20 protein-coding genes and 1 pseudogene are annotated in these 25,692 nt (G+C 47.8%); all 21 read right to left on the bottom strand.

Annotation, left to right across the window (positions count from 1 at the left end):
* Window positions 1-177: 177 nt before the first annotated feature.
* Complete coding sequence (locus H7R39_RS00495) at window positions 178-1,965, bottom strand: M3 family metallopeptidase (RefSeq protein ID WP_185897494.1); 1,788 nt, start codon at window positions 1,963-1,965, stop codon at window positions 178-180.
* 8 nt (window positions 1,966-1,973) lie between these two features.
* Window positions 1,974-3,368: a C4-dicarboxylate transporter DcuC gene (dcuC, locus tag H7R39_RS00490; RefSeq protein WP_185897493.1), complete on the bottom strand. Its 1,395-nt coding sequence runs from the start codon at window positions 3,366-3,368 to the stop codon at window positions 1,974-1,976.
* 303 nt (window positions 3,369-3,671) lie between these two features.
* Window positions 3,672-4,817, bottom strand: coding sequence for a toxin-antitoxin system YwqK family antitoxin (locus H7R39_RS00485; RefSeq protein WP_185897492.1), 1,146 nt, complete (start codon window positions 4,815-4,817; stop codon window positions 3,672-3,674).
* 113 nt (window positions 4,818-4,930) lie between these two features.
* Window positions 4,931-5,212 (bottom strand): annotated as a pseudogene (locus tag H7R39_RS00480) (DNA-deoxyinosine glycosylase); the annotation flags it as partial.
* A gap of 205 nt (window positions 5,213-5,417) precedes the next feature.
* Complete coding sequence (locus H7R39_RS00475) at window positions 5,418-6,170, bottom strand: DUF4198 domain-containing protein (protein WP_185897491.1); 753 nt, start codon at window positions 6,168-6,170, stop codon at window positions 5,418-5,420.
* A gap of 352 nt (window positions 6,171-6,522) precedes the next feature.
* Window positions 6,523-7,023 carry a DNA-deoxyinosine glycosylase gene (locus H7R39_RS00470; protein ID WP_185897490.1) on the bottom strand — a complete coding sequence of 167 codons (501 nt, stop codon included), beginning with the start codon at window positions 7,021-7,023 and terminating at the stop codon, window positions 6,523-6,525.
* A gap of 133 nt (window positions 7,024-7,156) precedes the next feature.
* Window positions 7,157-10,759, bottom strand: coding sequence for a pyruvate:ferredoxin (flavodoxin) oxidoreductase (gene nifJ, locus H7R39_RS00465; protein WP_185897489.1), 3,603 nt, complete (start codon window positions 10,757-10,759; stop codon window positions 7,157-7,159).
* Window positions 10,760-11,510: 751 nt separating this feature from the next.
* Window positions 11,511-12,161, bottom strand: coding sequence for an HAD family hydrolase (locus tag H7R39_RS00460; RefSeq protein ID WP_185897488.1), 651 nt, complete (start codon window positions 12,159-12,161; stop codon window positions 11,511-11,513).
* Window positions 12,162-12,551: 390 nt separating this feature from the next.
* Window positions 12,552-13,379, bottom strand: a complete 828-nt coding sequence (locus tag H7R39_RS00455) for a mechanosensitive ion channel family protein (RefSeq protein ID WP_185897487.1) — start codon at window positions 13,377-13,379, stop codon at window positions 12,552-12,554.
* A gap of 20 nt (window positions 13,380-13,399) precedes the next feature.
* Window positions 13,400-14,401 (bottom strand): OmpA family protein, encoded by a 1,002-nt coding sequence (locus H7R39_RS00450; RefSeq protein WP_185897486.1) that lies wholly within the window; start codon window positions 14,399-14,401, stop codon window positions 13,400-13,402.
* 142 nt (window positions 14,402-14,543) lie between these two features.
* Window positions 14,544-14,933, bottom strand: coding sequence for a 30S ribosomal protein S9 (gene rpsI / locus H7R39_RS00445; protein ID WP_009492499.1), 390 nt, complete (start codon window positions 14,931-14,933; stop codon window positions 14,544-14,546).
* A gap of 2 nt (window positions 14,934-14,935) precedes the next feature.
* Window positions 14,936-15,364 (bottom strand): 50S ribosomal protein L13, encoded by a 429-nt coding sequence (rplM, locus tag H7R39_RS00440; RefSeq protein WP_002949135.1) that lies wholly within the window; start codon window positions 15,362-15,364, stop codon window positions 14,936-14,938.
* 75 nt (window positions 15,365-15,439) lie between these two features.
* Entirely contained in the window at window positions 15,440-18,235 is a 2,796-nt protein-coding gene (locus tag H7R39_RS00435; RefSeq protein WP_185897485.1) for a RecB-like helicase, read from the bottom strand.
* Window positions 18,232-20,805 (bottom strand): PD-(D/E)XK nuclease family protein, encoded by a 2,574-nt coding sequence (locus tag H7R39_RS00430; RefSeq protein ID WP_185897484.1) that lies wholly within the window; start codon window positions 20,803-20,805, stop codon window positions 18,232-18,234. The genes H7R39_RS00435 and H7R39_RS00430 overlap by 4 nt, the downstream gene beginning before the upstream one ends.
* A gap of 58 nt (window positions 20,806-20,863) precedes the next feature.
* Window positions 20,864-21,334, bottom strand: coding sequence for a FixH family protein (locus tag H7R39_RS00425; protein ID WP_185897483.1), 471 nt, complete (start codon window positions 21,332-21,334; stop codon window positions 20,864-20,866).
* A complete protein-coding gene (locus tag H7R39_RS00420) occupies window positions 21,327-22,001 on the bottom strand; it encodes a hypothetical protein (protein WP_185897482.1) in 675 nt (224 codons plus the stop codon). The genes H7R39_RS00425 and H7R39_RS00420 overlap by 8 nt, the downstream gene beginning before the upstream one ends.
* A 210-nt stretch (window positions 22,002-22,211) precedes the next feature.
* A complete protein-coding gene (locus H7R39_RS00415; protein WP_185897481.1) occupies window positions 22,212-22,421 on the bottom strand; it encodes a DUF4006 family protein in 210 nt (69 codons plus the stop codon).
* Window positions 22,422-23,282 carry a cbb3-type cytochrome c oxidase N-terminal domain-containing protein gene (locus tag H7R39_RS00410; protein WP_185897480.1) on the bottom strand — a complete coding sequence of 287 codons (861 nt, stop codon included), beginning with the start codon at window positions 23,280-23,282 and terminating at the stop codon, window positions 22,422-22,424.
* Complete coding sequence (locus H7R39_RS00405) at window positions 23,282-23,503, bottom strand: cytochrome c oxidase, cbb3-type, CcoQ subunit (RefSeq protein WP_185897479.1); 222 nt, start codon at window positions 23,501-23,503, stop codon at window positions 23,282-23,284. The genes H7R39_RS00410 and H7R39_RS00405 overlap by 1 nt, the downstream gene beginning before the upstream one ends.
* Before the next feature lie 8 nt (window positions 23,504-23,511).
* A complete protein-coding gene (gene ccoO, locus H7R39_RS00400) occupies window positions 23,512-24,177 on the bottom strand; it encodes a cytochrome-c oxidase, cbb3-type subunit II (protein ID WP_185897478.1) in 666 nt (221 codons plus the stop codon).
* Window positions 24,170-25,651 (bottom strand): cytochrome-c oxidase, cbb3-type subunit I, encoded by a 1,482-nt coding sequence (gene ccoN, locus H7R39_RS00395; protein WP_122862541.1) that lies wholly within the window; start codon window positions 25,649-25,651, stop codon window positions 24,170-24,172. The genes ccoO and ccoN overlap by 8 nt, the downstream gene beginning before the upstream one ends.
* Window positions 25,652-25,692: the final 41 nt, after the last annotated feature.

Below are 25,692 nucleotides of genomic sequence, written 5' to 3'. Positions count from 1 at the left end.
AATTTGTAACGCATGTCAAATTTTGTGAGGAAATTTTAAATTTGACTTACTCATTTATCTTTTAGGATCAAGAAACGGCGCTCAAATTTGAGAACATCTCATTGAGGCAGTAAGAGCAAAAAGCTCAACGTTTTGCTCTTAAATTTGGCAGAAAATAAATCAAATTCGGGTTCAAATTTACCCGCCCGATTTTGCCGTCTTATCAAACTCCATCTGCTTTTCGAGCCGCTTAAACTCGTCAGCATAAATTAGCGCATTATCGACGCACTCGAGCCAAAACTCCAGCGTTCGCGCGTCTTTGCCGAAGTGCTTTTGTAGCAGAGCTTCGACGCTCATCACGCCGCACTCGCGCAAAAACGCCTTGTATGCGCCGATAAATTTATCGCCAGCGCGCCTAAACTCGCCCAGCAAAAACTGCGAGAGCAGGTAGCCGACGGTGTAGGGGTAGTTGTAGATGTATTGATCGGTTTTGTAAAAATGCAGCTTAAAATACGGCAAAAAGCCCTCCGCGTCCTGCGTCGTATCGCCGTAGCGTCCACGCCACGCCTTTTGCATGAGCTCCTCTATCTGCGACGCGCCGACCGCGCCCTTCTGCCTAGCCTTTAAAAAAGCGATCTCAAAATCAAACCTTACGCCGATGTGCAGCATGAAATTTGCCGCAGATTTTAGCTCCTGCCACAAGATGTCAAAGAGTAAATTTTTATCCGAGCTGTTTTTTCGCAGATAGTTTCGCAGTACGGCTTCGTTAAAGGTGCTCGCAGCCTCGGCTAGCGTCATAGGAAACTGCGTGTGCAGCGCGGGCAGATCGCGCATGATCCAGTAGTGCCACGCGTGTCCGAGCTCGTGCGCCTGCTGGATCATATGCGCCTGCGTGCCCATGTAGCTAGAAAACACGCGCGGTTGCCGAAATTTATCAAATCTCGTATAAAACGCGCCGCCTGCTTTGTTTTCGCGCACCTGCGCCTCGATCCAGTTTTTCTGCAGCATCATTTTGATAAACTCGGGTATCTCCTCGCCAACCTCGCCCAGAGCCTCGCATGTCGTCTCTATCGCCCGCTCGTACGGGATCTCCTCAGCGCTAGCAAACGGAGACGGCGCGAGTAGATCTCGGGCGTAAATTTTACCCTGCGGAAAATACTTCGCGCGCAGGCTCACGCACTCTCTGATCTTGTCCGATCTGCGATCTAGCGCCGCAAACATCGCCGTTACGGCCTGCTCGCTGATCTTGTTTTGCTGTAGGCTAGGCGTTAGGATATCCGTCCCCGCCGCCCTAAATTCGCCCAACCTAAAGCCCTGAAGCAAATTTAAAACGTCGGCGTACAAGCTCGCGTGCTTACCGTAATGCTCCGATAGCCCCTCAAACACGCTCTTTCGCAGCGCCGCATCGGGCGAGCCCTTTAAAATGCCCGCGCATTTTGAGAGATTATAGACGCTTTTTACGCCGTTTTTATCCGTAGCCTGCACGGCGATGAGGTTGTTTAGATGCCTAAATACGCCGTAAAGCGGAGCAAAACTGCTAGCCGCCGTATCCTCGTAAATTTTACGCTCCTTTGCGTCAAATCTTGCCCGCCAGCTACTTTTGCGCTCGTCGTAAAGAAATTTTATCCGCGCAAACTCCTGTGTTTGGCGCGCGGTATCGGAGGGATCTAGTGCGTCCATCTTTTCAAAAATAATCTCTTTGATCCGCTCAAGGCGCAAAAATTTCTCTCTGATTTTCGCCTCGGCCGCGCCTGCTCGCTCGTCTTTGGTGTCGTCGCTTGATTTGCAGCGGCAAAACGCGAGCAAGGAGTTTGCCGCCTCAAATCCGCGCTCGTACGCGTCTATCAGCAAATTTAGCCCGCCGCTAGAGCCCAGCAGCCCTTCTATCTCGCCTAAAATTTCGTCCAAATTTGACAGCGCATCCGTAAATCTCGCATCGTCAAAGTCGCCGTACGCGTCCTCAAACGTCCATCTAGGAAGCTCCATTTTACGCCTCACAACGAGAGTAAAAATACGAAAATATGGTGACTAACGAGTCCCAAGACCGCCGGCACGCTGCAGCGTTTGACGATATCGAGCGGACTGCACTTTAGCATGCCCGCTATCGCGACGACCACGCCTGCGACGGGCGATAGAGGGCGAGCGATAGTCGAGGCCTGGTGCATCGGTAGCACGAGCATCACGGAGCTCACGTTTAGTTTAGCCGCGATATGCGGCACCATCTCGATGAGCGGGTAGAAGCTCGCGCCGTTTGAGCCAGAGATGATCGTAACAAGCGTCGTGATGACGACGAAAAGCACCGACATGCCAAAGCCGCCAAATCCTAGCGAATTTGCGAGCTTGACGATACTATCGAGCATACCTAGAGCCTTAAAGCCTTCTGCAAATACGCCCGCTGCGATGATAAGGATTACGACGCCGCTTAGGCTCTTGCCCATCGCTTGGAAAAACACCTTGACCCCCTCGGCAATCGGGTCAAATTTAAACCTATGCCTGACCGCTTCAAAAAGCATCGCGATGACGACTGATAGGATGATGATCGCCGAGATGTCAAGCTTGATAGAGGCGATACAGTACTGCGAAAATACGACCACCAAAATCATCGGTAAAAACGGCAGTATCGCGTAAATTTTAGGCGCGGCGGCCTCGGGATTTTGCACTGCGCCGTCAAATTCCATCACTTCGCCCACGTGCTCGCTGCATACCCAGCCCTCTTTTTTATCCAGATACCTGTTCCAAAAAACGAGTGCGATACCCATCACGATCGAGGTCGGAAGCGCGGCCGGAATTTTATAGACGAAAACATAGTCAAGGATACTAAGCTGCGTAGCCTTCGCCGCGGCGGCCGTCGATGCGCCGATGAGCACCATCGAGGCGGCTCCCGACATCGCGCAGATCGAGCCTACGGTGAGCTTGTTTAGCCCAAGGGAGATGAGCACGGGTCCTAGTAGCGCAAGACATAGCACGCCAAGCCCTACCGCGCTAGTGATAACCATACTGATGAGCTTAGCCACCGCAAAGGCGACGAATACCATGACGTATGGGTTTTTGATCCTAGCAAAGCGCTTCGTAGCGATAGAAACGAAAGCGTGGTTCGCGCCGATATGCGTCATATAGCTCGCAAAACCCACCATAAACATGATGATAAGGCCTAAATTTGCAAATCTGTTTGAGAACATATATCGTATAAACTCGATGATATTTAGGTAGGCGTTGCCCGTCGCTACGGCCTGTTTGGGCATAAAATTCCCCGTGCCTAGCGCGACCGAGCAAATCAACATAAAAACGCCCGAAAGAAAAAGCACGAGCGGCGCGTACTTACCCCGCACTATCGCCCAGCCCACGATAAACAGTACTACCGTGCCGATAATAATACCTGTAGCAGCCATATTTTGCTCCTTTTTAGTGTTTTTGTGTATTAAATCCAGAGCAAATTTTACTACAAATACTGATATATTAAGCTAAAATAAAAATTATTTTTTAGTTTTTTTAGACTACTCTTATTTTATGTAACTTTGATTTTTATTAAAATTTTAGACTAGTGTAGCAGGTTTTGAGTCAAATTTGACGCCTCGTATGCGCTTAAAATAAGAAAAAGCTAGGCGTCGCGCAAAGCCAAACCTCGTCAAAGCGCTAAATTTAAGCCGCATAGATCAAATTTGGCTCCATTCAAATTTAAATTTTAGCCAAACTCACTCCCGCGGCAGTCCGTTTTTATCGGACTTGTCGCTGATTAGCTTGCCGCTTTCATCGTATTTTTTAGCTCGGATGAGCCTGCCGCGCTCAAACTCCCCCTCGGCTTCGAGTTTGCCGTTTGCATAGTAGTGCTTCGCCGTGCCGACCTCCAGCCCGTCCTCAAACGTCACTCTGGCCTTTATCGAGCCGTTTTCGTGATACTCCTCGTATAGTCCGTGATAGCGCCCGTTTTTAAACATCACTTTGGCAGCCGGCGCCCCGCTCTCGTAGTAGTCCAGCCCCGCGCCCGTTTGGCGGCCGTCTTTGTACTCGTATTCGCCTCGTAGCTTGCCGCTTGGGTAGTATTCGCGCGCGACGCCGTCTTTTTCGCCGTTTTTGTAATTTTCTACCACGCGCGTTTTGCCGTTTTCGTAAAATCGCTTCCAAACGCCGTTTTTGCGGTCATTTTTGTATTCGCCCGTTTCCTCCACGGCGCCGCTTTCGTAGTACCACGTCTCCGTGCCTTCTCGCTTGCCCCCTTTATACGTTCGCTTGCCTCGAATTTTGCCGCTTTTGTAGTAGTCGAAGTCCTCGCCGTTTCGCATCCCGCCGACGTATGGGCTGCGTGCGCTAACCTCGCCGCTAATGTAATAGTCCGTGAAAATGCCCTCTCGCTTATCCGCCTTATAGGTGCCCTCCTGCTCTAACGCGCCGCCCTCGTCAAAGTAGTAGCGGCGGTAGCGCCCGTCGCGGACGCCGTTTTTATATTCGCTCTCGCCCATCAGAGCGCCGCTATCTGCGTGGTAGTGCTTCGCCGTGCCTTCGCGGACGCCGTTTTTTAGGGGGTATTCGTTTGAGGGCTTGTCCCTGCCGTCAAAATAGTCCCTGTATCGCACCGCCGTGCCGCCCTGCACGTCGATCTCGCGTATGAGCGTGGGCGGCAGAGGTTTTAGCCTCGGATAGACCATGCCCATCGCATTTACGTCATATAGGTCCTCGACGCTGTAACGAAGCATCTTTAACGTGCCGTAGTAGGGCTTGCCTTTTACGTAGTAAAGCCCGTTTTTTAGGGTAGCTTCGGGCTTCATTACGATTTTTGGCTCCAGCGCCTGCGCGCCGATGGCTAGAAGCGGAAGTAAAAATAGAAATTTTAGGATTTTCATGGTTTTTCCTGCTTTGTTTAGTTTGGGTAATTTTAAAATTTGAAACTAAATTTAAGATGAAGGCGAGGTTATTTTTATTTTGGATGAGTTAAATTTGAGAACTCTTGCCAAATTTAACCGTCTTTTAGCGCTTCGGCGACAACCGTCCACTCTTGCACGAGCCTTTCAAAGCTAAAATTTGCATTCGCTGGGCTAGTCAAGTGTAGTTTGACGGGCTCTTTACCCGTTGCGTTTAAAATTTGAGTTTTTAGGTATTTTTCGCAGATTTCGTGCGCCTTGCCGCCGTTTGCGTAGACTTGCGTGATGTTTGCGGTTTTAAAAATCAGCTCCAAATTTGCAGGCGTGACGGCGGTCATTTTAGCGTCGCTCGAGCCCTTTATCTCGCACGATGTCGCCAGCGTGTTTGCGGAGTTGCGTAGTAAAAAATAAATTTACCGATAAATTTAACTGCTTGTTTTGAGTTTATCGTTTTAGAAGTTCTTTTATCGTAACAACGATTTTATAAAATTTACCGGGAAAATTTAGTTTAAAATGCAAAATAGCAGGGCGCATCTTGACACGCCCTTTAATAAATTTAAGATGCGATCTTGCAAATTTGATCTATTTTAGCTCAAACGCAAGCGTTGCTGCGATCGTCTCGTCATCGCAAATTTTCGAGTCGGCAAACGGCATTTTGTGCACCACTTGTAGTAGCCACTTTCCAGGTTTAAGAGCTAGCACCTCTATCGTGCCGTCTGGCTCAGTTTCGCCGTGAAATGCACTTTTTTCTTTCAAAAAGCCGTCAAATGTTCCATTAAGCGTAGCGCTTTCTAGCGGTTTGCCTTCAAATAGAATTTTAACTTTAAACGGTACGCCAACTTTGAAATTTGCCGGATTTTCAAGCGGAACTATCTCTAAACGCTGATTAGAAGGCTTTGTTACAGAGTCATCCTTAGCGTTTTTGTTTATGACGCCTTTTGCGCTCATGCTCGCTTTTTTGCAGTATTTGGCGTCTTTGATATCCTCTTTGGTTTTGCCCATATGCCATGTGCCATCGCTAGCTTTTGTCCAAAATGTAGGCTTGTACTCGCCAGCTATAAGGTAAGAGCCGTCATCAAGCTTGCCTCTTTCGTAGTGGTAGTTTTCGCCGCTTTGTTTTAGGCTAAGCTTTTCGCCGTTTTTGGCTATTACGTACGGGGCTTCAAATAGCGCAATCCTGTTATCCGGGATCTTTTCAACAGTCGGAAAATCGTCTGCATAGCCGATTTCAACGCTAGTTACGTCTTTGCTGCTTCCAAACAGCCAAAACTCGTGAGCTAAAGAGTGGCTGCTAAAAGCCGCCAAAGCCAAAAGTGCAAATAAATGCTTGTTCATTACCTATCCTTTTAGATTAAAATGTCTATTTTTTATGTTTCTAATACATGTCGCAAAAATATTTTTAAATTTCTACATAACTAAATTTTGCTGTTGCTTTAGCAAATTTAGTAATTAAAACTGATTTTGTTCATTTAAATTTATAAAATAATACAAGTATTAAAAATACTTGAGCCACTGAAAAATTTAAGTCAGTGGTGCAATTATATCAAAATAATAACCAATGTCAATATAAAAATAGTTTTTTTATTTTTAAAAAACAGCATAGTTAGTTAAGTTACTCAAGAAGGTAAATTTTACTAAAAGATTAATAGCATAGAGACGAAAGACGAAGCTGTTTTGAGTTTTTGACCTACCTTAAAGCCTCAGCTATCACCGACCATTCGCTCGCAAGCTTATCTATACTAAATTTAGCATTTGCAGGGCTGGTCGATGGTAGCTTTATCACCGCATTTTTGGTCGCTTTTAAAATCTCGTCTTCTAAATATTTTTTACAAATTTCATAAGCCTTGCTGCCGTTTGCGTAGACTTGCGTGATATTTGCGATTTTAAAGATTGGCTCTAAATTTGCGGGCGAGACGGCGGTCATTTTGGCGTCGCTAGAGCCCTTTATCTCGCACGAGATCGCAGCGTCGTAGATAGCGATGCGGTGAGCGAGCAGAAAATTTGTCTTTTCGTCCATGCTTTTGGGTAACGGAGCGTTTAAAATCCCGGCCAACACCCGCCAGAAACGATTTTGCGGATTTGCGTAATAAAAGCCAAATTTACGAGAAACGACGGAAGGGAAGGAGCCGAGGATTAAAATTTTAGAATTTTTATCAAAAATCGGTTTAAAAGGATGGATTTGGCTCATTTTGCGCCTTTTAAATTTGCTGCGTTAAATTTAAAATTTCAAATTTGAAAGCAAATTTAACCGCCTAAACGAGCGGCTAAATTTATAGATATTTTCCCTCGCCCGTCAAATTTAGGCGAGAGAAATTTGCGCCTTATTCGGCTGCGGTATCGGCAGAGACATCCTCGGCGCTTTCAGGCGCGCCAGACTCGACCTCATCGCTAAAATCAGCTAGGCTTAGGCGTTTTAGCTGGCGGTAGCGTCTTTGCGCGTCGGCCTTGTTTTTAGCCAGCAGCTCATCTGCGTGCTGCGGGTTAGTTTTTTTAAGCGAGTTGTAGCGAACCTCGTTTAGCAAAAATTCCTCATAAAGCGACCAATCCGGCTCTTTTGAGGTCATTTTGAGCGGATTTTTGCCCTCTTTGATTAGGCGCGGATCGTAGACGTAGGTCGGCCAGTAGCCGCATTTCGTCGCTAGTTCGCCTTGACCTCCGGAGTAGGCCATACCGCCTTTTATACCGTGCGCGATACACGGCGAATATGCAATCACGAGGCTAGGTCCATCGTATGCTTCGGCTGCGGCGATGGCTTTTATCGTGTTTGCTTGGCTCGCGTTTGAGTTGATCTGCGCAACGAAGATATTTCCGTAGGTCATCGCGATATAGCCTAGGTCTTTTTTCTGCATCGGCTTGCCGCTAGCGGTAAACTGCGCTATGGAGCCCGCGCGGCTTGATTTTGAGCTTTGGCCGCCGGTGTTTGAGTACACCTCGGTGTCAAGCACGAGCACGTTTACGTTCTCGCCGCTAGCTAGCACGTGATCAAGACCGCCAAAGCCGATATCGTACGCCCAGCCGTCGCCGCCGATGATCCATTGGGATTTTTTGACGAGGTATCTTTTTAGCTCTAAAATTTCTTTTACGCCCTCTACGCTTAAATTTTGCTCCAAAATCGGGGTTAAAATTTTAGCGATTTGCGTCGTTTTCTCGCCGTCGTTTTTGTGCGCGATCCAGTCGGAGTATAGCGCGGCTAGGGCATTTGGTGCGGCGTCCTTGGTGCGTAGCATGACGTCTTCGATACGGTGGCGCAGCGTCTCTACCGCGACGTTCATACCCATGCCAAACTCCGCGTTATCCTCAAATAGCGAGTTCGCCCACGCTACGCCCTTGCCCTCTTTGTTCGTCGTATAAGGCGTCGAAGGCGCGCTACCGCCGTAGATCGAGCTACATCCGGTGGCGTTTGCCACTATCATACGGTCGCCAAACAGTCTCGTAACAAGCCCTATATAAGGCGTTTCGCCGCAACCAGGGCACGCGCCGTGAAACTCAAATAGCGGCTGAGCAAAGCCAACGCCCTTGACGCTTTCTTTGCTCATCAGGTCGTCTTTGTAGGTTACCTTTTTAAATAAATAATCCGCGTTTTCCTGCTCGTTTTTCTCCATCTCCTCTGCTAGCGGCACCATGACGAGCGATTTTTCCTTGCTCGGGCAGTTTTGAGCGCACAGCTCGCAGCCCGTGCAGTCAAGCGGGCTCACTTGGATTTTGTATTTTAGCCCTTTTACCTCTTTGCCTTTGGCGTCTAGGACGTGATCTTGCACGGTTTGCGGCGCGGCGGCAAGCTCGTTTTCATCGATAAGAAACGGTCTGATGACCGCGTGCGGGCAGACGAAGGCGCACTGGTTGCACTGGATGCAATTTTCCTCGATCCACTTAGGCACCATCACGCCGATACCGCGTTTTTCATAGGCCGTCGTGCCTGATTTAAAGTGTCCGTCCTCATAGCCCACAAACGCCGAAACAGGCAAGCTATCGCCCCTAGCAGCGTTGATAGGTTTAACGATTTTTTCTATAAATTCGTCGCCGACGTATTTTTCCTCGTTAGCGGCGTCATCCGTCAAATTTGCCCAGCTAGGGTCGACCGCGACCTTAACCAGCCCGTCCGCGCCCATATCGATGGCCTTGTAGTTCATCTCCACGATCGCTTCGCCCTTTTTGGCGTAGGCTTTGTGCGCATACTCTTTCATGTATTTTTGCGCGTCGGCAAACGGGATGATGTCAGCTAGCTTAAAAAATGCCGACTGCATGATGGTGTTCGTGCGGTTTTTTAGCCCGATCTCGCGAGCTAGCTTAGTGGCGTTGATGATGTAGAAATTTACCTTTTTAGCGGCTAAAATTTTCTTTACTTTATTCGGCAGTTTAGCAACCGTCTGCTCGGCGTCCCAGATCGAGTTTAGCAGGAACGTCCCGCCCTCGCGGATGCCGTCTATGACGTCGTAAATTTCAAGATATGCCGCGACCGAGCAGGCGACGAAGTGCGGATTTGAGACGAGATAGGTCGAGCGGATCGGGTTTTTGCCAAAACGTAGGTGCGAGCGCGTGTAGCCGCCCGATTTTTTGCTGTCGTAGGCAAAATACGCCTGCGCGTAAAGCTCGGTTTTATCGCCGATGATTTTGATGGAGTTTTTATTCGCCCCAACGGTACCGTCCGCGCCAAGGCCGTAAAATAGGCACTCTTTTACGCTTGCGTCGCTTAGAGAAATTTTCTCGCCGACTTTTAGCGAGGTGAAGGTCACGTCGTCCTCGATACCGACGGTAAAGCCGTTTTTTGGCTCGCTTAAATTTAGATTTTCAAAGACGGCTAGCATTTGTGCGGGATCGACGTCTTTTGAGCTTAGGCCGTAGCGGCCGCCTACGATCACAGGCTGATTTTTGCGTCCGTAAAACGCCGCCTTGACGTCTAGATATAGCGGCTCGCCCAGGCTTCCCGGCTCTTTCGTGCGGTCTAGTACGGCGATCTTTTCTACCGTTTCAGGCATCACGTCAAAGAGGTATTTTAGGCTAAACGGACGATATAGATGCACTTTTAGCACGCCTACTTTTTCGCCTTTTGCGCGCAGGTGATCGACGACCTCTTCTAGAGTTTGCGTTACCGAACCCATCGCGACCACGACGCGCGTAGCGTACGGATCGCCGTAATAATTAAACGGCTTATAATCTCGTCCCGTGATTTTTGAAATTTCTTTTAGATACTCGGCCACTATATCAGGTACCGCGTCGTAGTAGCGGTTAGCTAGCTCGCGCGTCTGAAAGTAAATATCGTCATTTTGCGCCGTACCACGAGTTTTCGGGCTCTCGGGACTTAGCGCCTCGTCTCTAAATTTTTGCAGAGCCTCGCGATCAAGAAGCCTATCAAAGTGCGCGTAGTCAAGCACCTCGACCTTTTGTATCTCGTGGCTCGTGCGAAATCCGTCGAAAAAGTGCAAAAACGGCACGCGACCCTTGATCGCCGCTAGGTGCGCGACGCCGGCGATATCCATGACCTCTTGCACGGAGCCGCTTGCCAGCATCGCAAAACCCGTTTGGCGACAGGCATAAATGTCCTGATGATCGCCGAAGATTGAAAGCGCCTGAGCCGCGATAGAGCGCGCGCTCACATGGATGACGCCCGGTAGTAGTTGGCCTGCGATTTTGTACATATTCGGGATTTTTAGCAAAAGCCCTTGCGAAGCCGTGTATGTCGTAGTTAGCGCGCCTACTTGCAGCGAGCCGTGTACGGTGCCCGCAGCCCCGCCCTCGCTTTGCATTTCGACGACTTTAACCGGCATGCCGAATAGATTTTTCTTGCCCTGAGCCGCCCACATATCGGTGTAATCAGCCATCGGCGAGCTAGGAGTGATCGGGTAGATGCCCGCAACCTCCGTAAATGCGTAAGCCGCATGCGCCGCAGCCTCGTTTCCGTCCATAGTTTTCATTATTTTAGCCATTTTTCCGCCTTAAATTTTCTTACGATTTTTAAAAATCTTTTATTATAGAGCTAAATTCCAAAATCTATCATTAATCCGTCGCTTTACATTTTCAAAAAGGCCTAAATTTAATAATCTTAAGCCCCAAATTTGATTTGGTGGCCGATTTTAAAAATCGCTCAAATTTAAGCGATAAATTTAAAAGACGAAGAAGCTATGCGTAAAATTTTATCCGCGCTAACCACGATTTTCGTCTTATGCTTTTACGCCGTAGCAAAGAAAATCGCGAACGAAGCAAAGTTTGCGATGGGCTAGCGCAAGAAGATACGTTGCTTCGTCATTGCTATCTCGCGATACGGTTTTATCATCATCGCTCAAAACAGGATTGAGGTTATTGTTAAAGACGGCTTAGCAGAAAAATGAGCCGCTATCGGCTACATACGAGCTATCTCGGTCACGAACGCCTAGTTGTGCTTTACGCCTACCTGAGTGATGAGTCGTTTAAAGTCTTGGATACGGATTTTGACGGCGTTTATCTTAATGCAAACAATGCGATTGAGTCCCTTGAAAAAAGGGAGCGCATCGGCAGGTCAAATTTGCCTCTTTGCCCTGGTTCTTGCGACAAATTTGATTTAAATTTAACTTGTCGCACTTGTCGCTACGTTTTATAAATGATTAAATTTAACAACTCAAACAAACGCTAAAAATAGCCGTTTGGCGAGCTAACTATAGGTTTTGATCACTGCTAAAATTCTAAATTTATCGGCTAGCCTCATCTGCCCGCTATAAATTTAACCGCCTCAAATGCGTTTTTAAAGATCAAATTTGAGTGCTCGCGCAAATCAGCCTCATTGCCGTAGCCGCAAACCAGCCCGACGCCGGCGATCCCCGCACGCTTCGCTGCTTCCAGATCCATCGTCGTATCGCCGATCATAAAGGCGTTTGCCTTATCTTGCGCGCTTGTGTTACCTAGGCGCTCAAGAGCCCTGTTTATGGGCTCAGGGTCGGGCTTTGGATTTACGACGTCGTCTCTGCCGATCACGGTTTTGATAAATTTCATAACACCCAAGTGCTCAAGCAAAATGACCGAAAATTTCGACGTTTTCGTCGTAACGACGCCCACGTCCGCGACCTCGCTAGCAAGCGCCAATGCGCCAGCCGCGCCCTCAAGCAGCGATGTTTGCTCCAAAAAAATCTGCTCATAACGCGCCTTATACGCGGCGATATAATCAGGCACGAGCTGCGTCGGCGCTCCAAGTCCGGCAAACATGACGTCAAGCGGATGGCCGACTAGAGCCTTGACCGCCTCGGGCTTTGGAGCGGGCTCACCGTGAGCGCGAAACGCCGCGCCAAATCCATCAAGAATCGCGGGCGTGGAGTCGATAAGCGTACCGTCTAGGTCAAAAAGTATGGTTTTTTTCATCTCGCTTCTTTCGTTTTTTTTTTGATTGTGATACCATAAATTTGACGGCATTTTCGCGTCAAATTTGCATTTTAGTAAACTTTGATTTTACTTTTTGTATTTTAAAATTTGCCTTAAGTCGGCTTTTTAAAATTTCAAATTTTCATCGTTTTGGGTTTTGATTTAAATTTTATGCTATTACAGTTCAGGCATTAAAATTACGGTTTTGTTAAAATATTATGACGTCAAATTTGAATTTTTAACTAGACTTAAAATTTAAAATATTTCAGGCAGAATTTCTCGCGCTTGTGCATTTTTATGCAAATTTAGCAAAGCTAGCTTGCGGATCAAATTTAACCCATCACAACCATACAAGCAAATAAGTATAAAATATGCAAGAAAACCGAGTGATTAAAATTGCTCGTCTTGTCTTTTGTCTTGATAGCGGATGCTAAGCTGCGGCGACGGTATAGAGATGCCTTTAGCGTCAAATGCAAGCTTGACGCTCTCTAACATAGCAAACTGTACATCCGAAAAATCACTACTCGCGCACCAAAATCTAGCGGTCAAATTTACGCTATTTTCACCCAAACTTCCGACGCCGACAAACGGCTTTGGCTCTTTTAGGATCTTTTTATTTTCGGCAGCCAGACTTAATATAATCTCTTTTGCAAGCTTTAAATCGTCTTTATAATCTATGCAAAATACGATCTCGACGCGCCTGGTGCCCTCTTTTGAGAAGTTAATTATATTGCTACTTATGATGCGACCGTTTGGGATGATAATGGTTTTATGATCGGTCGTGCGTAAAACAGTACTAAACATATTAATCTCTTTGACCGCACCTTGCACGCCTGCAACTTCGATATGGTCCTTGAGTTTAAACGGCCTAAAAAATATTATCAAAAATCCTGCGCCGATGTTTGAAAAAGTATCCTTAAATGCCATACCGATAGCAAGACCGATGGCGCCTAGCGCAGCAACGAACATAGACGTCTCGACGCCCAAATTTGCAATCGCAGCTATGATTACGAAAGCCATAAGAAGCGTTTTGATGATATTTAGTAAAAAACTCGAAAGAGTTTCGTCAAGTCTAGAGGAAATGATTAACTTTGATATAAGATTTGAGATTTTTGCTACTAACCATTTGCCGATAAGCAAGATGGCGATAGAGCCTAAAATTTTTAAAGAATAGGACGAGATTAACGACCAAATAAGTTCGATTTTAATCTCGTCCATGCATTATTAAGCTAGGCTAATTATTTGTTAAATCTAGCTTCAACGCGTCTGTTTTCAGCGCGTCCTTCTTTTGTTTTGTTTGAAGCGATAGGTTTAAGTTCGCCGTATCCGATAGATGTGATCTTGTCTGCGCTTACGCCAAGCTCTTCAAGGGCTTTAGCAACCGCATTTGCTCTTTTTTCAGATAGTTTTTGGTTATAAGCCTCAGCGCCTACGCTATCTGTATGTCCGCTTAGAACTACGCGGTAGCCTGGGTTTTCGCCCATAAAGTTAGCTACTTTTTTGATCTCCTCAAGATATTTTGGAGTTATTTTGTAGCTATCGAATGCGAAGTTTACGCCGATATCTCTAAGAACGATAACCTTCTCGCATCCAGTCTCATCAACTACTACGCCAGCAGGTGTATTTGGGCATTGATCAACATCATTTAAAACACCGTCGTTATCATCGTCAAGGCTTACAGGAGCTGGAGCTGCCTCAACTTTTGGAGCTTCTGCAACTACAGGAGCGTTTTGAGGAGCAAAACCTACTGCAAAACCTAGAGTATAGAATAGGTTGTGGTCTCCATGGTTAAATTTGATAGCATCGACAGCTTCGGCACGCAATGCGAAGTTGTCGGTAATTTGGTATCTTAAACCAAGACCGTATTGACCGAAGCCACCATCGTCATTTTTAACGAATCTTTTTGAAACATCCTCATATCCAGCACCTAGTAATCCATAAAGTGAAAGATTGTCAGTGATACCGAAATCTTTAATGGCATTTACGAAATATCTAGTAGCTTTGCCTTTTACGCCGTATTCTCTAACCTTATCTGCATGGCTAAAACCTAGCTCTACTTGGTTGATAAAGAAATTCTCAAGGTTTCTACCTACTCTTAAACCGATAGCAGCTTGATCGTTCATTCCAAGGTTACCCTCAGGATGAACTCCGCCTATGGTTGGAGTTAATTCATATTTGTAAGCTGAATCAGCAGCAAAAAGAGCTGTAGCAGCAACTAAAGCAATAGCAATCTTTTTCATAGAAAATCCTTTCAAGTGAAATGTATGTTTCAATGATAACACAAAAATTATAAATTTCGTTTAAACATTTGATATCTGCAAGTTTACAAAAAACCAACCGCAAATATCAATGCACCTTAAATTCGCGCTACCCCAAAAACTATTAGCGTTTAGAAAACTGCGGGCTTCTTCTAGCTTTTCTTCTACCGAATTTCTTACGCTCAACAACGCGTGAGTCGCGAGTCAGTAGGCCTTTTGGTTTTAGAGTTGCTCTAAAGTCGGTGTCAAATAGGGCCAATGCTCTTGAAATGCCGTGTCTTAGCGCCTCAGCCTGAGCAGAGTATCCGCCGCCTAGAGTAGTTGCGGTTACGTCTACAGAACCCTCTTGTTTTGTTAAAAGTAGAGGTTGAACCACTTTTAGCTTGATAGCCTCGTGTCCGCCGAGCCAAGTGTTTAGATCAAGCCCGTTTACTAAAATTTTACCGCTGCCCGGTTTTAGCCAGACTTTCGCTACGGCAGTTTTTCTTTTACCGGTTGCATAAACTTTCGCCATGATTATTTTCCTTCTTTTTTAGCTATTTGAGCCGTGTGCGGATGCTCGCTGCCGGCGTAAACTTTTAGTTTTTTTATCATCTCTCTGCCGAGTTTTGTTTTTGGAAGCATTCCGCGAACGGCTAGCTTGAACAGTTTTTCAGGTTTGTCAGCCAAAAGCTCGCCGAATTTCTCGCTCTTTGTGCTACCAAAATACCCTGAATGGCGGTGATAAAGCTTTTGCTCGGCTTTATTGTTGCCCGTAAATTCGGCTTTAGAAGCGTTGATTATGATAACGTAATCGCCGCAATCGACATTCGGAGTGAAATTTGGTTTATGCTTACCGCGAAGCAGCGTAGCTACCTCGGTTAGCAATCTACCAAAACGCTTACCTGCCGCGTCAAGCACGATCCACTCGCGCTCCACTTCGTTTGGTTTTGTTATTTTCGTCATTTCTTACCCTTTAGATAATTTTAAGTCGTGATTGTATTCAAATGCACCTTACATATAGCTTAATTTAAGCTATATTTAAATATCAATGCTTCGAATTTCGTCCCGCAAAGCGTAAAATATCGCCGCCCTCACGCTCAAATTCGGATAAATTTGAGCCAATATTTTTTTGTACTCCTCAACCTGCGCGATATTTTCATCTATATTTTTATCGCTCGTTTTATAGTCTATCACGCAGATTTCATTTTCGTCCAAACAGAGCAGATCAAGCTGCTTTAGCGCGCCCTCAAAGCGTAAAGGCTGCTCTTTAAACACCCTTTTTGCCTGCGTCATTTGCTTAAATTTAGGCTCGTTTATCAAATTTAGCCCGCGCACGTAAATTTCATCCAGCTCGCCCTCGTCCAAAAATTTATGAAAAGCGTTTCGCATCGAAATTTGCGCGGTTTTTAGCGAGTCCTCGTCAAATTTTTCCGCCATCTCGAGCAGATAGTGCAGCGCCAAACCAAAATAAATCGCCTTTTGGTTTTTACTCTCGGATTTTGGCGTTTCATCTACGATTTGCTTTGAAATTTGAGCTAGCTCTATAGGCTCAAATTTGCCCGCCGACGTCAAATTTCGCGCCTTGCTAGGCGCAGGCTCGCCGAAGCTAAAATCAACCAAATCAAGATACTCTATAACCTCGCCGCTACTCTCATACGCCCCAAAAAAGCTCGGATTTCTGCCGTTCGCGTCCGTTTTCTTGACGATGATTAGCCCGCTGATCGCCCGCGTTAGCGCGACGTAGAGCTTGTTCATATCCTCTTCGCGCTCGAGCCGCGCCGCCTTTTCTTTTAGCCTTGCAAAATCCTCGTCGATGCACTGCTTTTTGACGTTGTGTCGCACCTGCCAGGAGCCCGCACTCGCGTCGTACTCAGCGACAAAATTTGACCCGTCATGCCGTCCGGCGCCCATTTTATCGCACACGATCACGTTTTCAAACTCCAGTCCCTTTGACTTGTGCACGGTCATGATTTTCACGCCCTCGCCGCTTTTTGCGCTCGCTTTTGCTTCAAATCTACCAAGATTATAGATAAACTCGGTCAAATTTGAATACGGCTGTGCTAGCTCAAATAGCCGCAAAACGTCCGCGTCGCTCATATCTGCGCCAAGCTTGCCCGCCAGATAGTGCAGGCTCTCAAGCGCCGATTTTTGCGGATTTACGCTTAGTTTTACGGCATTTACGTCTAGGATCGCTTCGGTATTTAGCTTGTAAATTCGCTCGCCGAATAGGCAAAATTTAGCGTACTCCACTACTGCGCGCGCATTTTTGCTAGCTAGCAGAGGCATCACGCCCTCGCTCACGCTTTTTACGCCCGCCTCGTCAAGTAAATTTGCGATTTTATTTATGTCGTCGTTTTTCCAGCAAAGCACGGTGATATCGTCCTCGCAGACCCCTTTTTCAAGCAGAAATTTAACCTGCTGCGCAGCCTCCATCGCCACGTCATCGCCGCTACATACCCGCACGAATCCAAGATCGTCCTCCTGTGCCTCAAAATACGGCATCCGGCCTACCAAATTTACCCGCTCGCCCTCTTTTTGGGGCGTTCTTTGCGGTTTAAAATTTTCGATCTTGCCTGTAAATACGGCGTTCGTAAATCTCACCAGCGCCTTTTTGCTGCGATAATTTACCTCCAAATTTTGCGCTTTGATCTGCGGAAAATCTCGCATCAGCTTGCCGAAAAGCTCCTTTTTGCCTCCGCGAAAACGGTAAATGCTCTGCTTTACGTCGCCGACGTAAAAAAAGCTGCCAAGCCCGTTTTGTCCGTATCCGGCTACGATTTCTTCGATAAGCGGACGCATGATCTCGTACTGCGCGACGTTGGTGTCTTGAAACTCGTCGATGAGCAGGTGATTTATACGTCCGTCGAGCCTAAAATAAAGCATCTGCGCGTCCGTCTCGCCGCCTCGCAAAAGCTCGTAAACTAGGCGCGTCACGTCGCTAAATGCGAGCGAATTTAGTCTTTTATTTAGCGAGATTTTGCACTCTTTATAGATTTTTAAAAATCTAGCCAGCTCGGCGATTTTATACTCCTCAAGCGCGTCAAAATAGCGCTTTAGCCGCGCTTTTAACTCAAAAAACATCTCGTCAAGCTCCGGCGTATAAATTTTAGAAAACGTGCGATAATCAAGGCTCGCGCGCGACATAAAAGAGCGAGCTAAAATTTCGCTCGGGCTGCCCTCTTTCACGGCGCTTTGCGCATCTTTGCCGCCGCCTCTAGCTAGGACGTATTCGCGCATGTTTTTTAGCGCTTCTGCGACGCCGCTTTCGTTTGGAAACGCCGCATTTTCGCTGCTTTTTAGCTCGCCGAAATTTTCGTAAAACATCTCCAAGCTCTCAAAAAAGCTACTCTGACTGCGCTCGGCCGTCGCTATCAAATTTGCAAGCGCTTTTAACAGCCGCATATCCTTGCTCACGCTCGCGACAAACTCGCCCCGCTGTAGCTCGTTTAAATTTTCGCTCACTTCAAAATCCGCGCTCAACCCCAAATTTAGGCAAAAACTGCGCAGGATGCCGACGAAAAACGAGTCAAACGTACCGATTTTTAGTTCGCTTTCTAAAAAATGCGTCGCCCGCGCGTCGCGCATAGCTAAAATTTCATCCCTGCTCGCACCCAAAATTTGCTCTAGCTCGGCTAGCTCTGCGCCCTTTTCCTCGAGCCGCAAAAAGGTCTGCACGATGCGCTCTTTCATCTCGTTGGCGGCCTTTTTGGTAAAGGTTAGCGCCGTGATCTCGCGCGCGTCGGCGCCTGAGAGCAAAATCGCGATAAAACGCACGCTAAGCGCGAAGGTCTTGCCGCTGCCCGCACTCGCCTCGAGGGCCAAAAACGGCTTCATAGCTCGCCTTTCACTAAAATTTTATAGTCTTCGTATTCGCTCATCGCGCCCTTTGCCTCCCCGAAATTTATCGGCGTGTCGTTTATGGATTTTAGCTGCTCGATCGCCTCTGCAAGCGCCTCCGTGCTAGCCTCGCCGGCCACCAAGTTCATATTATCTTTAAGATCGTAAAAATACCCCTCGCAAGGCCTACCAACGAGCGCCTCGTAAAAGGGCAGTTGCAAGGATTTGGCGTCAAATTTCCCGCTTTTATAGTCAATCACCGCTAGCTCGCCGCCGCACACGTCTATGCGGTCGATTTTGCCCGTTATGCGCACGCCTGCAAACACGCTATCAAGCTCTTTTTCGAGCCCCTGCACGCGCCATCCCGCCTCATATCTCGCGTCCTCTACGGCCTTAAATTTTTCCATCTTTATCATCGTTATCTCGCGCTCTAACGGCAGCGTGTTTAGCTCTCTTAGCACCGTTTCAAATTTAGCGAGGTCAAATCGATCGAATTTAGAATAATACTCAAAAAGCGCCCTGTGTAGCGAGTTACCCAAGTCCGCCGCGGACGCGGTTTGCGGCATCACGGGCGGCTTTACGCCCAGGATATATCTGTAATAATACCGCCGCGGGCACTGCAAATAGGTGTTTAGCCTGCTAAAAGAGAGCGGGATAGCGAAAAAATCGTGCTTGACGATGATGTCTTGCTCGAAAATTTTAGGTTTTGCGGGCGTTTTTCGAGTAAATTTTATAAAATTTAGCGCTTGCGGATTTTCGCTCGGCGTTTCGTTTTGCGCGGCGTTTTCGTCAAATTTATCGGTAGAATTTACGCCAGAATCTAGCTCGCCATGCGCGTCAAATTCAAACAAACTCCGCTCTTTGGCGGTTTTTGCTTGTTTAGGTTTAGCCTCGTTCCTTTCGTCAAGATGCGGGTTTATCTCACCGTCAATTTTCTGCTCGTCCGCAAATTCGCCGTTAAACAGCGCCGCATAGCTCTCGTCGCTAAATCTCGCGTCCTCCACGGCGTTAAATTCGCCGAGAAATCTCGACGCGATTTTCTCCTCGTTTGCCACGTAGCATATCGCCGCCTTTTTCGCGCCGCCGATTAGGCTCTCGTAGTAAAATCTCTGCAAATTTTCGCGGTCGACGTAGCCGATGAGGCCCGCTTTTTGACGCACGCGCGAGCTTAAAAACATCTCGTTTACGCTGCGCTTTGGCACCAAATCGTCGTTAAAATCAAGCACTATGACGCCCTCAAATTTAAGCCCGCGACTCTCCAAAACGCCCATGACGCCGATCTTGCCGCCGCCTACGTGATCAAGCCTAAGCCTGGCTAGCTTTATCAAAAATATCTCGCAAATTTGACGCAGCGTAAAGCTAAAATACCTAGCCAAACTTTGCGCGTAAAATAGCTCCTCTCGCGTTTTTTGCGCGGCGGCGGGGTCGCTCTCAAGCGCCAAAATCTCCTCCATAAGCGCCCTAAAATCCTCAAATGAGCAAGGCGCCTCAAAGCCGTTTTTAAATTTAGCAAATAGCTCGGAGCCGGCGCCAAGCTCGTGCAGATTAAACTCGAATTCGTTAAAATTCGCGTAGTTATCCTCGCTCAAATTTACGCGGATTTTGTCGTTGATCGCGGTTACTATGCACTTTAAAATTTGAAAAAACCGCGTGCGGGTAAAGCTCTCGCCCATCGCAAAGTTAAACATCTTGCCGCGGTCGTGCAGGCGCAAGATCTCGGCAAAGCTCTCATCGGGCAGGATAACGGCAATGTTTTCGGGTTTGATGCCATCAGCCACAAACTCGCTAGCCTTTGCCATCGCGTAGGCCGCCTGCAAGCTTCTGGCGCTAAAGCTTCTTTTTAAAACGAGCGGATTTTTGCGCAAGACGCCCGTTTTTTTTAGCTCGCGCGAGCTCAAATTTAGCTCAAATTCGCCGTATAGGCTAAACTCGCTCGAGTCAATGCCCGAAATTTCGGCTAGTTTTAGGATCAGTTTTTTGTTAAATTTACTGGTTTGAAAGATGATTTTTAGCGTCGTTAGCTTGGCTATCTCGCTAAACAGCTCCCACTCAAATTCGCTCAAAAAGCCGTCCACTTCAAGATAAATCTCGCGAAATTCTCTCACGAATCCGCCGTTTAGCCGGTAAATTTCAGGCAGCGCGATGCCGTCGTATAGATTTTCGGCCGCGAGCAGCTCCTTATATCGCGCAAGCACCGCCTCGAGGATACCCAGATGCTCCTCGTAATCGGCGTAAATATCGCTAAATTTCAGGTCCGCCACGCTCTTTTTACTGATAGCAAGCTCTTTAAAAAAGCTAAAAAGATAGTCGTTGTTTTTTAAAAATGCAAAGAACTCGGACGGGATACGCAGCCGCTCGGAGGCCTCCCTCACGCTCGCACAGGCTCGCTGCATCAGCACCAGCGCGTACGCCTCGTCCGCCTCAAAGCGCCCCGGCACCAGCACGGCTTTTTGCTCAAACTGCGCTATCGTCATGGCCTTTGGCACGAGTTCGTTTTGAAATTTCGCGTTAAATTCGCGTATCTTTCGCGAGTTGGTAAAGATATAAAGTTTGTCTAAATTTTGCATAGAGGCTCTTTGTTTTTTGGCGCAATGATAGCCCAGAGCGGCTGAAAATCAAAGAAAACTAGCGCGCTTCGAAGCTAAATTTATAAAAGCCCGTGTCGTTTGCGTCGGAAATTTTTAGCAAAATTTGCCATTTGCCCTTTTTTGGGAGCGTTACGGGCTGCGTTTTTAAAATTTGCCCGTCAAATTTGGCTTTTAAATTTTGATTTTGCTCGTTCGTCGCGGGTCTGGTTAGTAAAATCTCATGCGTAAAATTCGGCACTACCGAGCCGTTTTTGGGCTCGACGGCGATCTTAAAACATCCGTTTAATCCGTCAAATTCGGGCTCAAATTTAAGAGCGTACTTGGCGTCAAATCTGCGCTGGCTAGCCTCGATCTCGTTTATATTTTCATCGACGTTTTGGTAGCGCTCGAAGTAAAAACCGTCCATCTCCACTGGGTTTTTCACAGCCAGGGTGACGGTCGCTACGCAGGAGGCGACTATTAAAATAAGCGAGCCGACGATAGCGTGAGGCCAGTAGTTTTTAGCCATTTTTTCTCCTAAATTTTCTAAACGCGGCGACGCAGACGACAAGAGCGATAGAGCCGTAGATGAAAATCCTAAACGCATCAAGCGTCAGGCGGTTTTGGCTGCCGATAGCGTTTTGCAGGCTCACGCCTTTACTCGCCGCGATCTGTTCGGCAAGATCGGCGTAGCCGTTTAGCACGGCTGCGTTAAAGATATCTTTGCCGTTTTTAGACGCTAGTATCGGCAAAATCGAACCCGAGCTTGGATATGGGCTTAAAATTTTCTCTTTATCAAAAAGCTTTAGCGTCTGCGGATCGGCAAAAATTTCCACCTTATGTTCCGTTTTGGCAAGCATCAAAAGCGCGTAAGGCGGGGTCAAATTTAGCTGCTCAGCGGCTTCTTTTAGCGTTTTGCCCTCCAAGCTCTCATAAACCGCAACCCCCGCAAACACGCCGCTTTTACTCGCTAGCTCCTCGCCCAAAACCGCGATTTTCTCGCTCACGGCGGGGCTTAATATATTTTGATTTACCAAGACTACCTCGCGAGGCAAATTTGAGCCTTGCAAAGTCGCCACGCCGTAAAAAATAAAAAGCAAAAAGATAAAAAATGCGCAGGTCAAATTTGCAAATTTTAGCATTAGAAAGCGAAAAAGGATAGTTAAATTTGAACGAGCGTAATTTATAATTTTCATCGGCCAAGTCGCGTATTTTCGCGCAAAAAGTAAAGCGCACCACTTAAATTTAAGCCTAAAATTTGAAAAAGAGCGGCAAGGTCTGCGCTCTTTGATTTATCAAATTTCATCCCACAAAAAGGTGATTTGGCGTTAGCACCGCCCACGCCGCGACAATGGCGGTCGCAACGAGGCCCGCGACGATGATTTTTTCTAAAACCGCTTGCATGATCACTCCTTCACGCGCACTTGCTTGGCGTTATCCGCGCTCTTCATCTTTAGCTCGGACGCGTTTAGCGTGTATGGCTTTTGCGCGACTTCTTGCTGGAGCTTGATCGCGTAGTACGTGAGCGTCGCTAGGATCGCTAGCAGCAGCCCGGTCGCGATGAGCAGCCCCGTCACGCCGTGGAGGCCGAAAACGTTTCGATTCGTGTTTTCCATTTATTCTCCTTTAGAAAGCGAGATGACGTACTCGCCGACCGCTTTTTGCTGCAGGGCGTTTAGCCTGCCGTCGTTAAATTTAGGCATCGCGCCGATAGCGCCTTTTTTACCGCGCTGCAACACGTCCTCGACAAAGGACGCCGTGCCGTATTTGGACAAATCAGGGCTCATGCCCTCCATGCCCTTGCCGTCCTCGCCGTGGCATGAAGCGCACGCCGCAAATAGCTCCTTGCCGCTAGCTACCAAATTTTCGTTTTTGGTCTTTTTTATGCCTGAAATTTCCTTAGCGATGTAGGCCGCGATCGCCTTTGCGCCCTCCTCGTCCGCCATACCCGCAGGCATCTCGCCCATCGGGTACTCAAGGCCTTTTGAGCCGTTTATTATCGCGCTATAAATTCCCTCTTCGCTGCCCCAAACCGCGAGGTCGGCCGCCTTGCCGTTTATGCCGTCGCCGGTTATACCGTGGCAGGCCGAGCACTGCACCAAAAACAGGCTCTCGCCCATCGCGTGAAGCGTCTTGGCGTCTGGATTTGCGAAGCTTTTTTCAAATTTAGCGTTCGCGGCGGCGACTTCTTCGTTGTATTCGCCGATCTGCGAGTATGAGTTTAGCGGATAGCCTGCGAGCATATACCACAAAGCCCAAACGATAACCAGCACGTAAACGACCGCCCAGCCCAGCGGCAGAGGGTTTTTGTATTCGCCTATGCCGTCCCAGCTATGCTCGCTAAGCTCGCCGCCCTCTTTGGCGATCTTCATCTGCCTTACGTATTTGCCCGCCACGAACGCCGTTAGCGCGACGATAGCGACTGCGCCGATGAGAGCGAGTAAATTTACGTCGTCTCCCAAGTTAAACCATTGCATTATTTTTCCTTTTTAGCGTTTTCGTCCACGGACGCAGACTCTAAAATTTCCTCGTCGATGCCGTCTTTTAGGGCGAGATCGGAGTATCTTTCGTAGTTTCGCCTGCCGCTCTTTTCGGATCTATAAAGATGAAAATAGTATCCGTAAAGAAGCGCGGCGCACAGGGCTAGAAAGATAAAAGCTCCGTATCCTTGGATCTCTCTTAGAGTCTGCGCATCCATAAATTTGCCTATTTTAAGCTATTTAGATAGGCGATTAGCGCCACTATCTCACGGATCTCTCCGCGCTCGAAGGCCTTTTTGACCTCCTCGTCCTTCATCTCCTCAACTATAGCGGCGGCTTCTTCTTTGACCGCTGCTTGAGCCTCCTCGTAGGTGCCTAGTCTTGGCATACCCTCCACGTCGTACGGCGCGCCGAATACCTTTTTCGTCGTTACCGCCTCGCCGTATGCCGTCTCGATGTCGGCGTTGTTGCTAAAGTGATGCTTGTAGGCTGGCATTATGGAGCCAGGCACCACGGAGGTCGGATCTTTCATATGATTTTCGTGCCAGTCGGTGGTGCGGTAGTTGCCCACGCGCCAAAGGTCGGGGCCAGTTCTCTTTGATCCCCAAAGGTGCGGACGGTCAAACGCATACTCGCCGCTAAGCGAATACATGCCGTATCTGTCGGTCTCGGCCTTAAAAGGGCGAATTTGCTGCGTGTGGCAGGCGTTACAGCTATCTTTCATATACACGTGTTTGCCGGCAAGCTGTAAAACAGTCGGCGGCTTGGTTCCCTCTAGCGGCCTAGCTCTGTTGGCAAAATCAGGCAAAATCTCAATCACGCCCGCATAGGCGATGATTACAAAAACCATAACCGCGAAAAAGAAGGGATTTTTCTCTAACCAACTAAACATTAGCAACCTCCTTTACACCCGCAGGACTCGCGCTTAGCGGCTCTTTTACGAGCGCTTTGGCGCCAAAACTCTTGTAGATATTGTAAACAAAGATGAAAAATCCGAGCAGATATAGCAGTCCGCCCACGGCTCTGATCCAGTAGTACGGCACGATATTTATCACGGTGTCGATAAACGAATAGGCCAAATTTCCGTATTCGTCTGTCGCGCGCCACATCATACCCTGAGTGATACCCGCGATCCACATCGATGAAAAGTAAAGCACGATGCCGATAGTCTGTATCCAAAACTGAGTTTCCATCAAGGATTTCGAGTAAATTTCGCGTTTAAACACGCGAGGCGTCATGTGATAAAGCGCCGCCATCGTCATAAAGCCGACCCAGCCTAGCGTACCGTCGTGCACGTGTCCGGGCACCCAGTCGGTAAAGTGCGCTAGAGCGTTTACGGACTTGATCGCTAAAATCGGCCCTTCAAGAGTCGAAAACATATAAAACGTCGAGCCTAAAATCATAAATTTGATAAGAGGATTTTCTCTAAGCTGCTGCCACTCGCCGCGCATCGTTAGGAGCATATTTATCGCCGAACCCCAAGACGGCAGTATCAAAACGACGGAAAACACCGAACCCATCGTCTGCATCCAGTCAGGCACCGCAGAGTAGATCAGATGGTGTCCGCCCGCCCAAAGGTAAAGGAACATGAGGCTCCAAAACGAGAAAATAGAAAGCTTGTAGGAAAATATCGGCTGGCCACTCTCTTTAGGGAGGAAATAGTAAATTTGAGCGATGATCGGCACGGTAAATACAAATGCCACGGCGTTATGCCCGTACCACCACTGCACTAGGGCGTCGTTGGCTCCGGCATACATCGAGACCGAGTGCCACCAGTTGCCGTAGCCAGAAACCAGCTTGGTCGGCACGGCCATGTTGTTAAACAAATAAAGCATCGCGATGCCAAGAAACGTCGCGATAAAATACCAAACCGAGATATAAAGCGTCCTCTCGCGGCGGATACCGATAAGGCCGAATATACTAACGCCCCAAAGCACCCAAAGCACGACCACGCCGATATCTAGCGGCCACTCTAGCTCGGCGTACTCTTTTGACGTGCTAACGCCGGCAAGCAGGCTAAACACGCCGCCGGCCATCACTAGCATATATATCCAAAAGTGTAGCTTGCCCACCGTCATCAAAAACGGCGACTCGCTCATCGAGACCTTCAAAACCCTCTGCCCGATATAGTACCACGTCGCAAAAACGCCCGAAAGCATGAATCCAAATATTACGCCTGCCGTGTGTAGCGGTCTTAGGCGGCTAAAGGTGCCGTATTCGCCCGCGAGATAGTTTAGATCGGGATATGCCATCTGAAAGGCTATCAGCACGCCTATGCCCATGCCGACTATCCCAAACAGTATCGTCGCGAACATAAAATACTTGGCGACCGTGTAGTCGTAGCTTAGCGCCCTGTCTAGTCGCATCGATATCCTCCTTTGTTTATTTTATTACGAAAATGTTATTT

It is taken from the genome of Campylobacter massiliensis (assembly GCF_014253065.1).
Taxonomy (GTDB): Bacteria; Campylobacterota; Campylobacteria; order Campylobacterales; family Campylobacteraceae; genus Campylobacter_A; species Campylobacter_A massiliensis.
Note: the sequence above shows the minus strand (reverse complement) of the source record. Positions and strands in the feature narration are given on the sequence as shown.

Bases quoted from the DNA above. Each gene is read 5' to 3' on its own strand.
- rpsI (WP_009492499.1), bottom strand. From the start codon at position 14,933: ATGGCGAAAGTTTATGCAACCGGTAAAAGAAAAACTGCCGTAGCGAAA.
- H7R39_RS00410 (WP_185897480.1), bottom strand. From the start codon at position 23,282: ATGCAATGGTTTAACTTGGGAGACGACGTAAATTTACTCGCTCTCATC.
- ccoN (WP_122862541.1), bottom strand. From the start codon at position 25,651: ATGCGACTAGACAGGGCGCTAAGCTACGACTACACGGTCGCCAAGTAT.
- H7R39_RS00450 (WP_185897486.1), bottom strand. From the start codon at position 14,401: ATGAAAAAGATTGCTATTGCTTTAGTTGCTGCTACAGCTCTTTTTGCT.
- rplM (WP_002949135.1), bottom strand. From the start codon at position 15,364: ATGACGAAAATAACAAAACCAAACGAAGTGGAGCGCGAGTGGATCGTG.
- H7R39_RS00485 (WP_185897492.1), bottom strand. From the start codon at position 4,817: ATGAAAATCCTAAAATTTCTATTTTTACTTCCGCTTCTAGCCATCGGC.
- H7R39_RS00455 (WP_185897487.1), bottom strand. From the start codon at position 13,379: ATGGACGAGATTAAAATCGAACTTATTTGGTCGTTAATCTCGTCCTAT.
- H7R39_RS00460 (WP_185897488.1), bottom strand. From the start codon at position 12,161: ATGAAAAAAACCATACTTTTTGACCTAGACGGTACGCTTATCGACTCC.
- dcuC (WP_185897493.1), bottom strand. From the start codon at position 3,368: ATGGCTGCTACAGGTATTATTATCGGCACGGTAGTACTGTTTATCGTG.
- H7R39_RS00415 (WP_185897481.1), bottom strand. From the start codon at position 22,421: ATGGAAAACACGAATCGAAACGTTTTCGGCCTCCACGGCGTGACGGGG.
- H7R39_RS00405 (WP_185897479.1), bottom strand. From the start codon at position 23,503: ATGGATGCGCAGACTCTAAGAGAGATCCAAGGATACGGAGCTTTTATC.
- H7R39_RS00470 (WP_185897490.1), bottom strand. From the start codon at position 7,023: ATGAGCCAAATCCATCCTTTTAAACCGATTTTTGATAAAAATTCTAAA.
- H7R39_RS00475 (WP_185897491.1), bottom strand. From the start codon at position 6,170: ATGAACAAGCATTTATTTGCACTTTTGGCTTTGGCGGCTTTTAGCAGC.
- H7R39_RS00425 (WP_185897483.1), bottom strand. From the start codon at position 21,334: ATGGCTAAAAACTACTGGCCTCACGCTATCGTCGGCTCGCTTATTTTA.
- H7R39_RS00495 (WP_185897494.1), bottom strand. From the start codon at position 1,965: ATGGAGCTTCCTAGATGGACGTTTGAGGACGCGTACGGCGACTTTGAC.
- H7R39_RS00430 (WP_185897484.1), bottom strand. From the start codon at position 20,805: ATGCAAAATTTAGACAAACTTTATATCTTTACCAACTCGCGAAAGATA.
- H7R39_RS00420 (WP_185897482.1), bottom strand. From the start codon at position 22,001: ATGAAAATTATAAATTACGCTCGTTCAAATTTAACTATCCTTTTTCGC.
- ccoO (WP_185897478.1), bottom strand. From the start codon at position 24,177: ATGTTTAGTTGGTTAGAGAAAAATCCCTTCTTTTTCGCGGTTATGGTT.
- nifJ (WP_185897489.1), bottom strand. From the start codon at position 10,759: ATGGCTAAAATAATGAAAACTATGGACGGAAACGAGGCTGCGGCGCAT.
- H7R39_RS00435 (WP_185897485.1), bottom strand. From the start codon at position 18,235: ATGAAGCCGTTTTTGGCCCTCGAGGCGAGTGCGGGCAGCGGCAAGACC.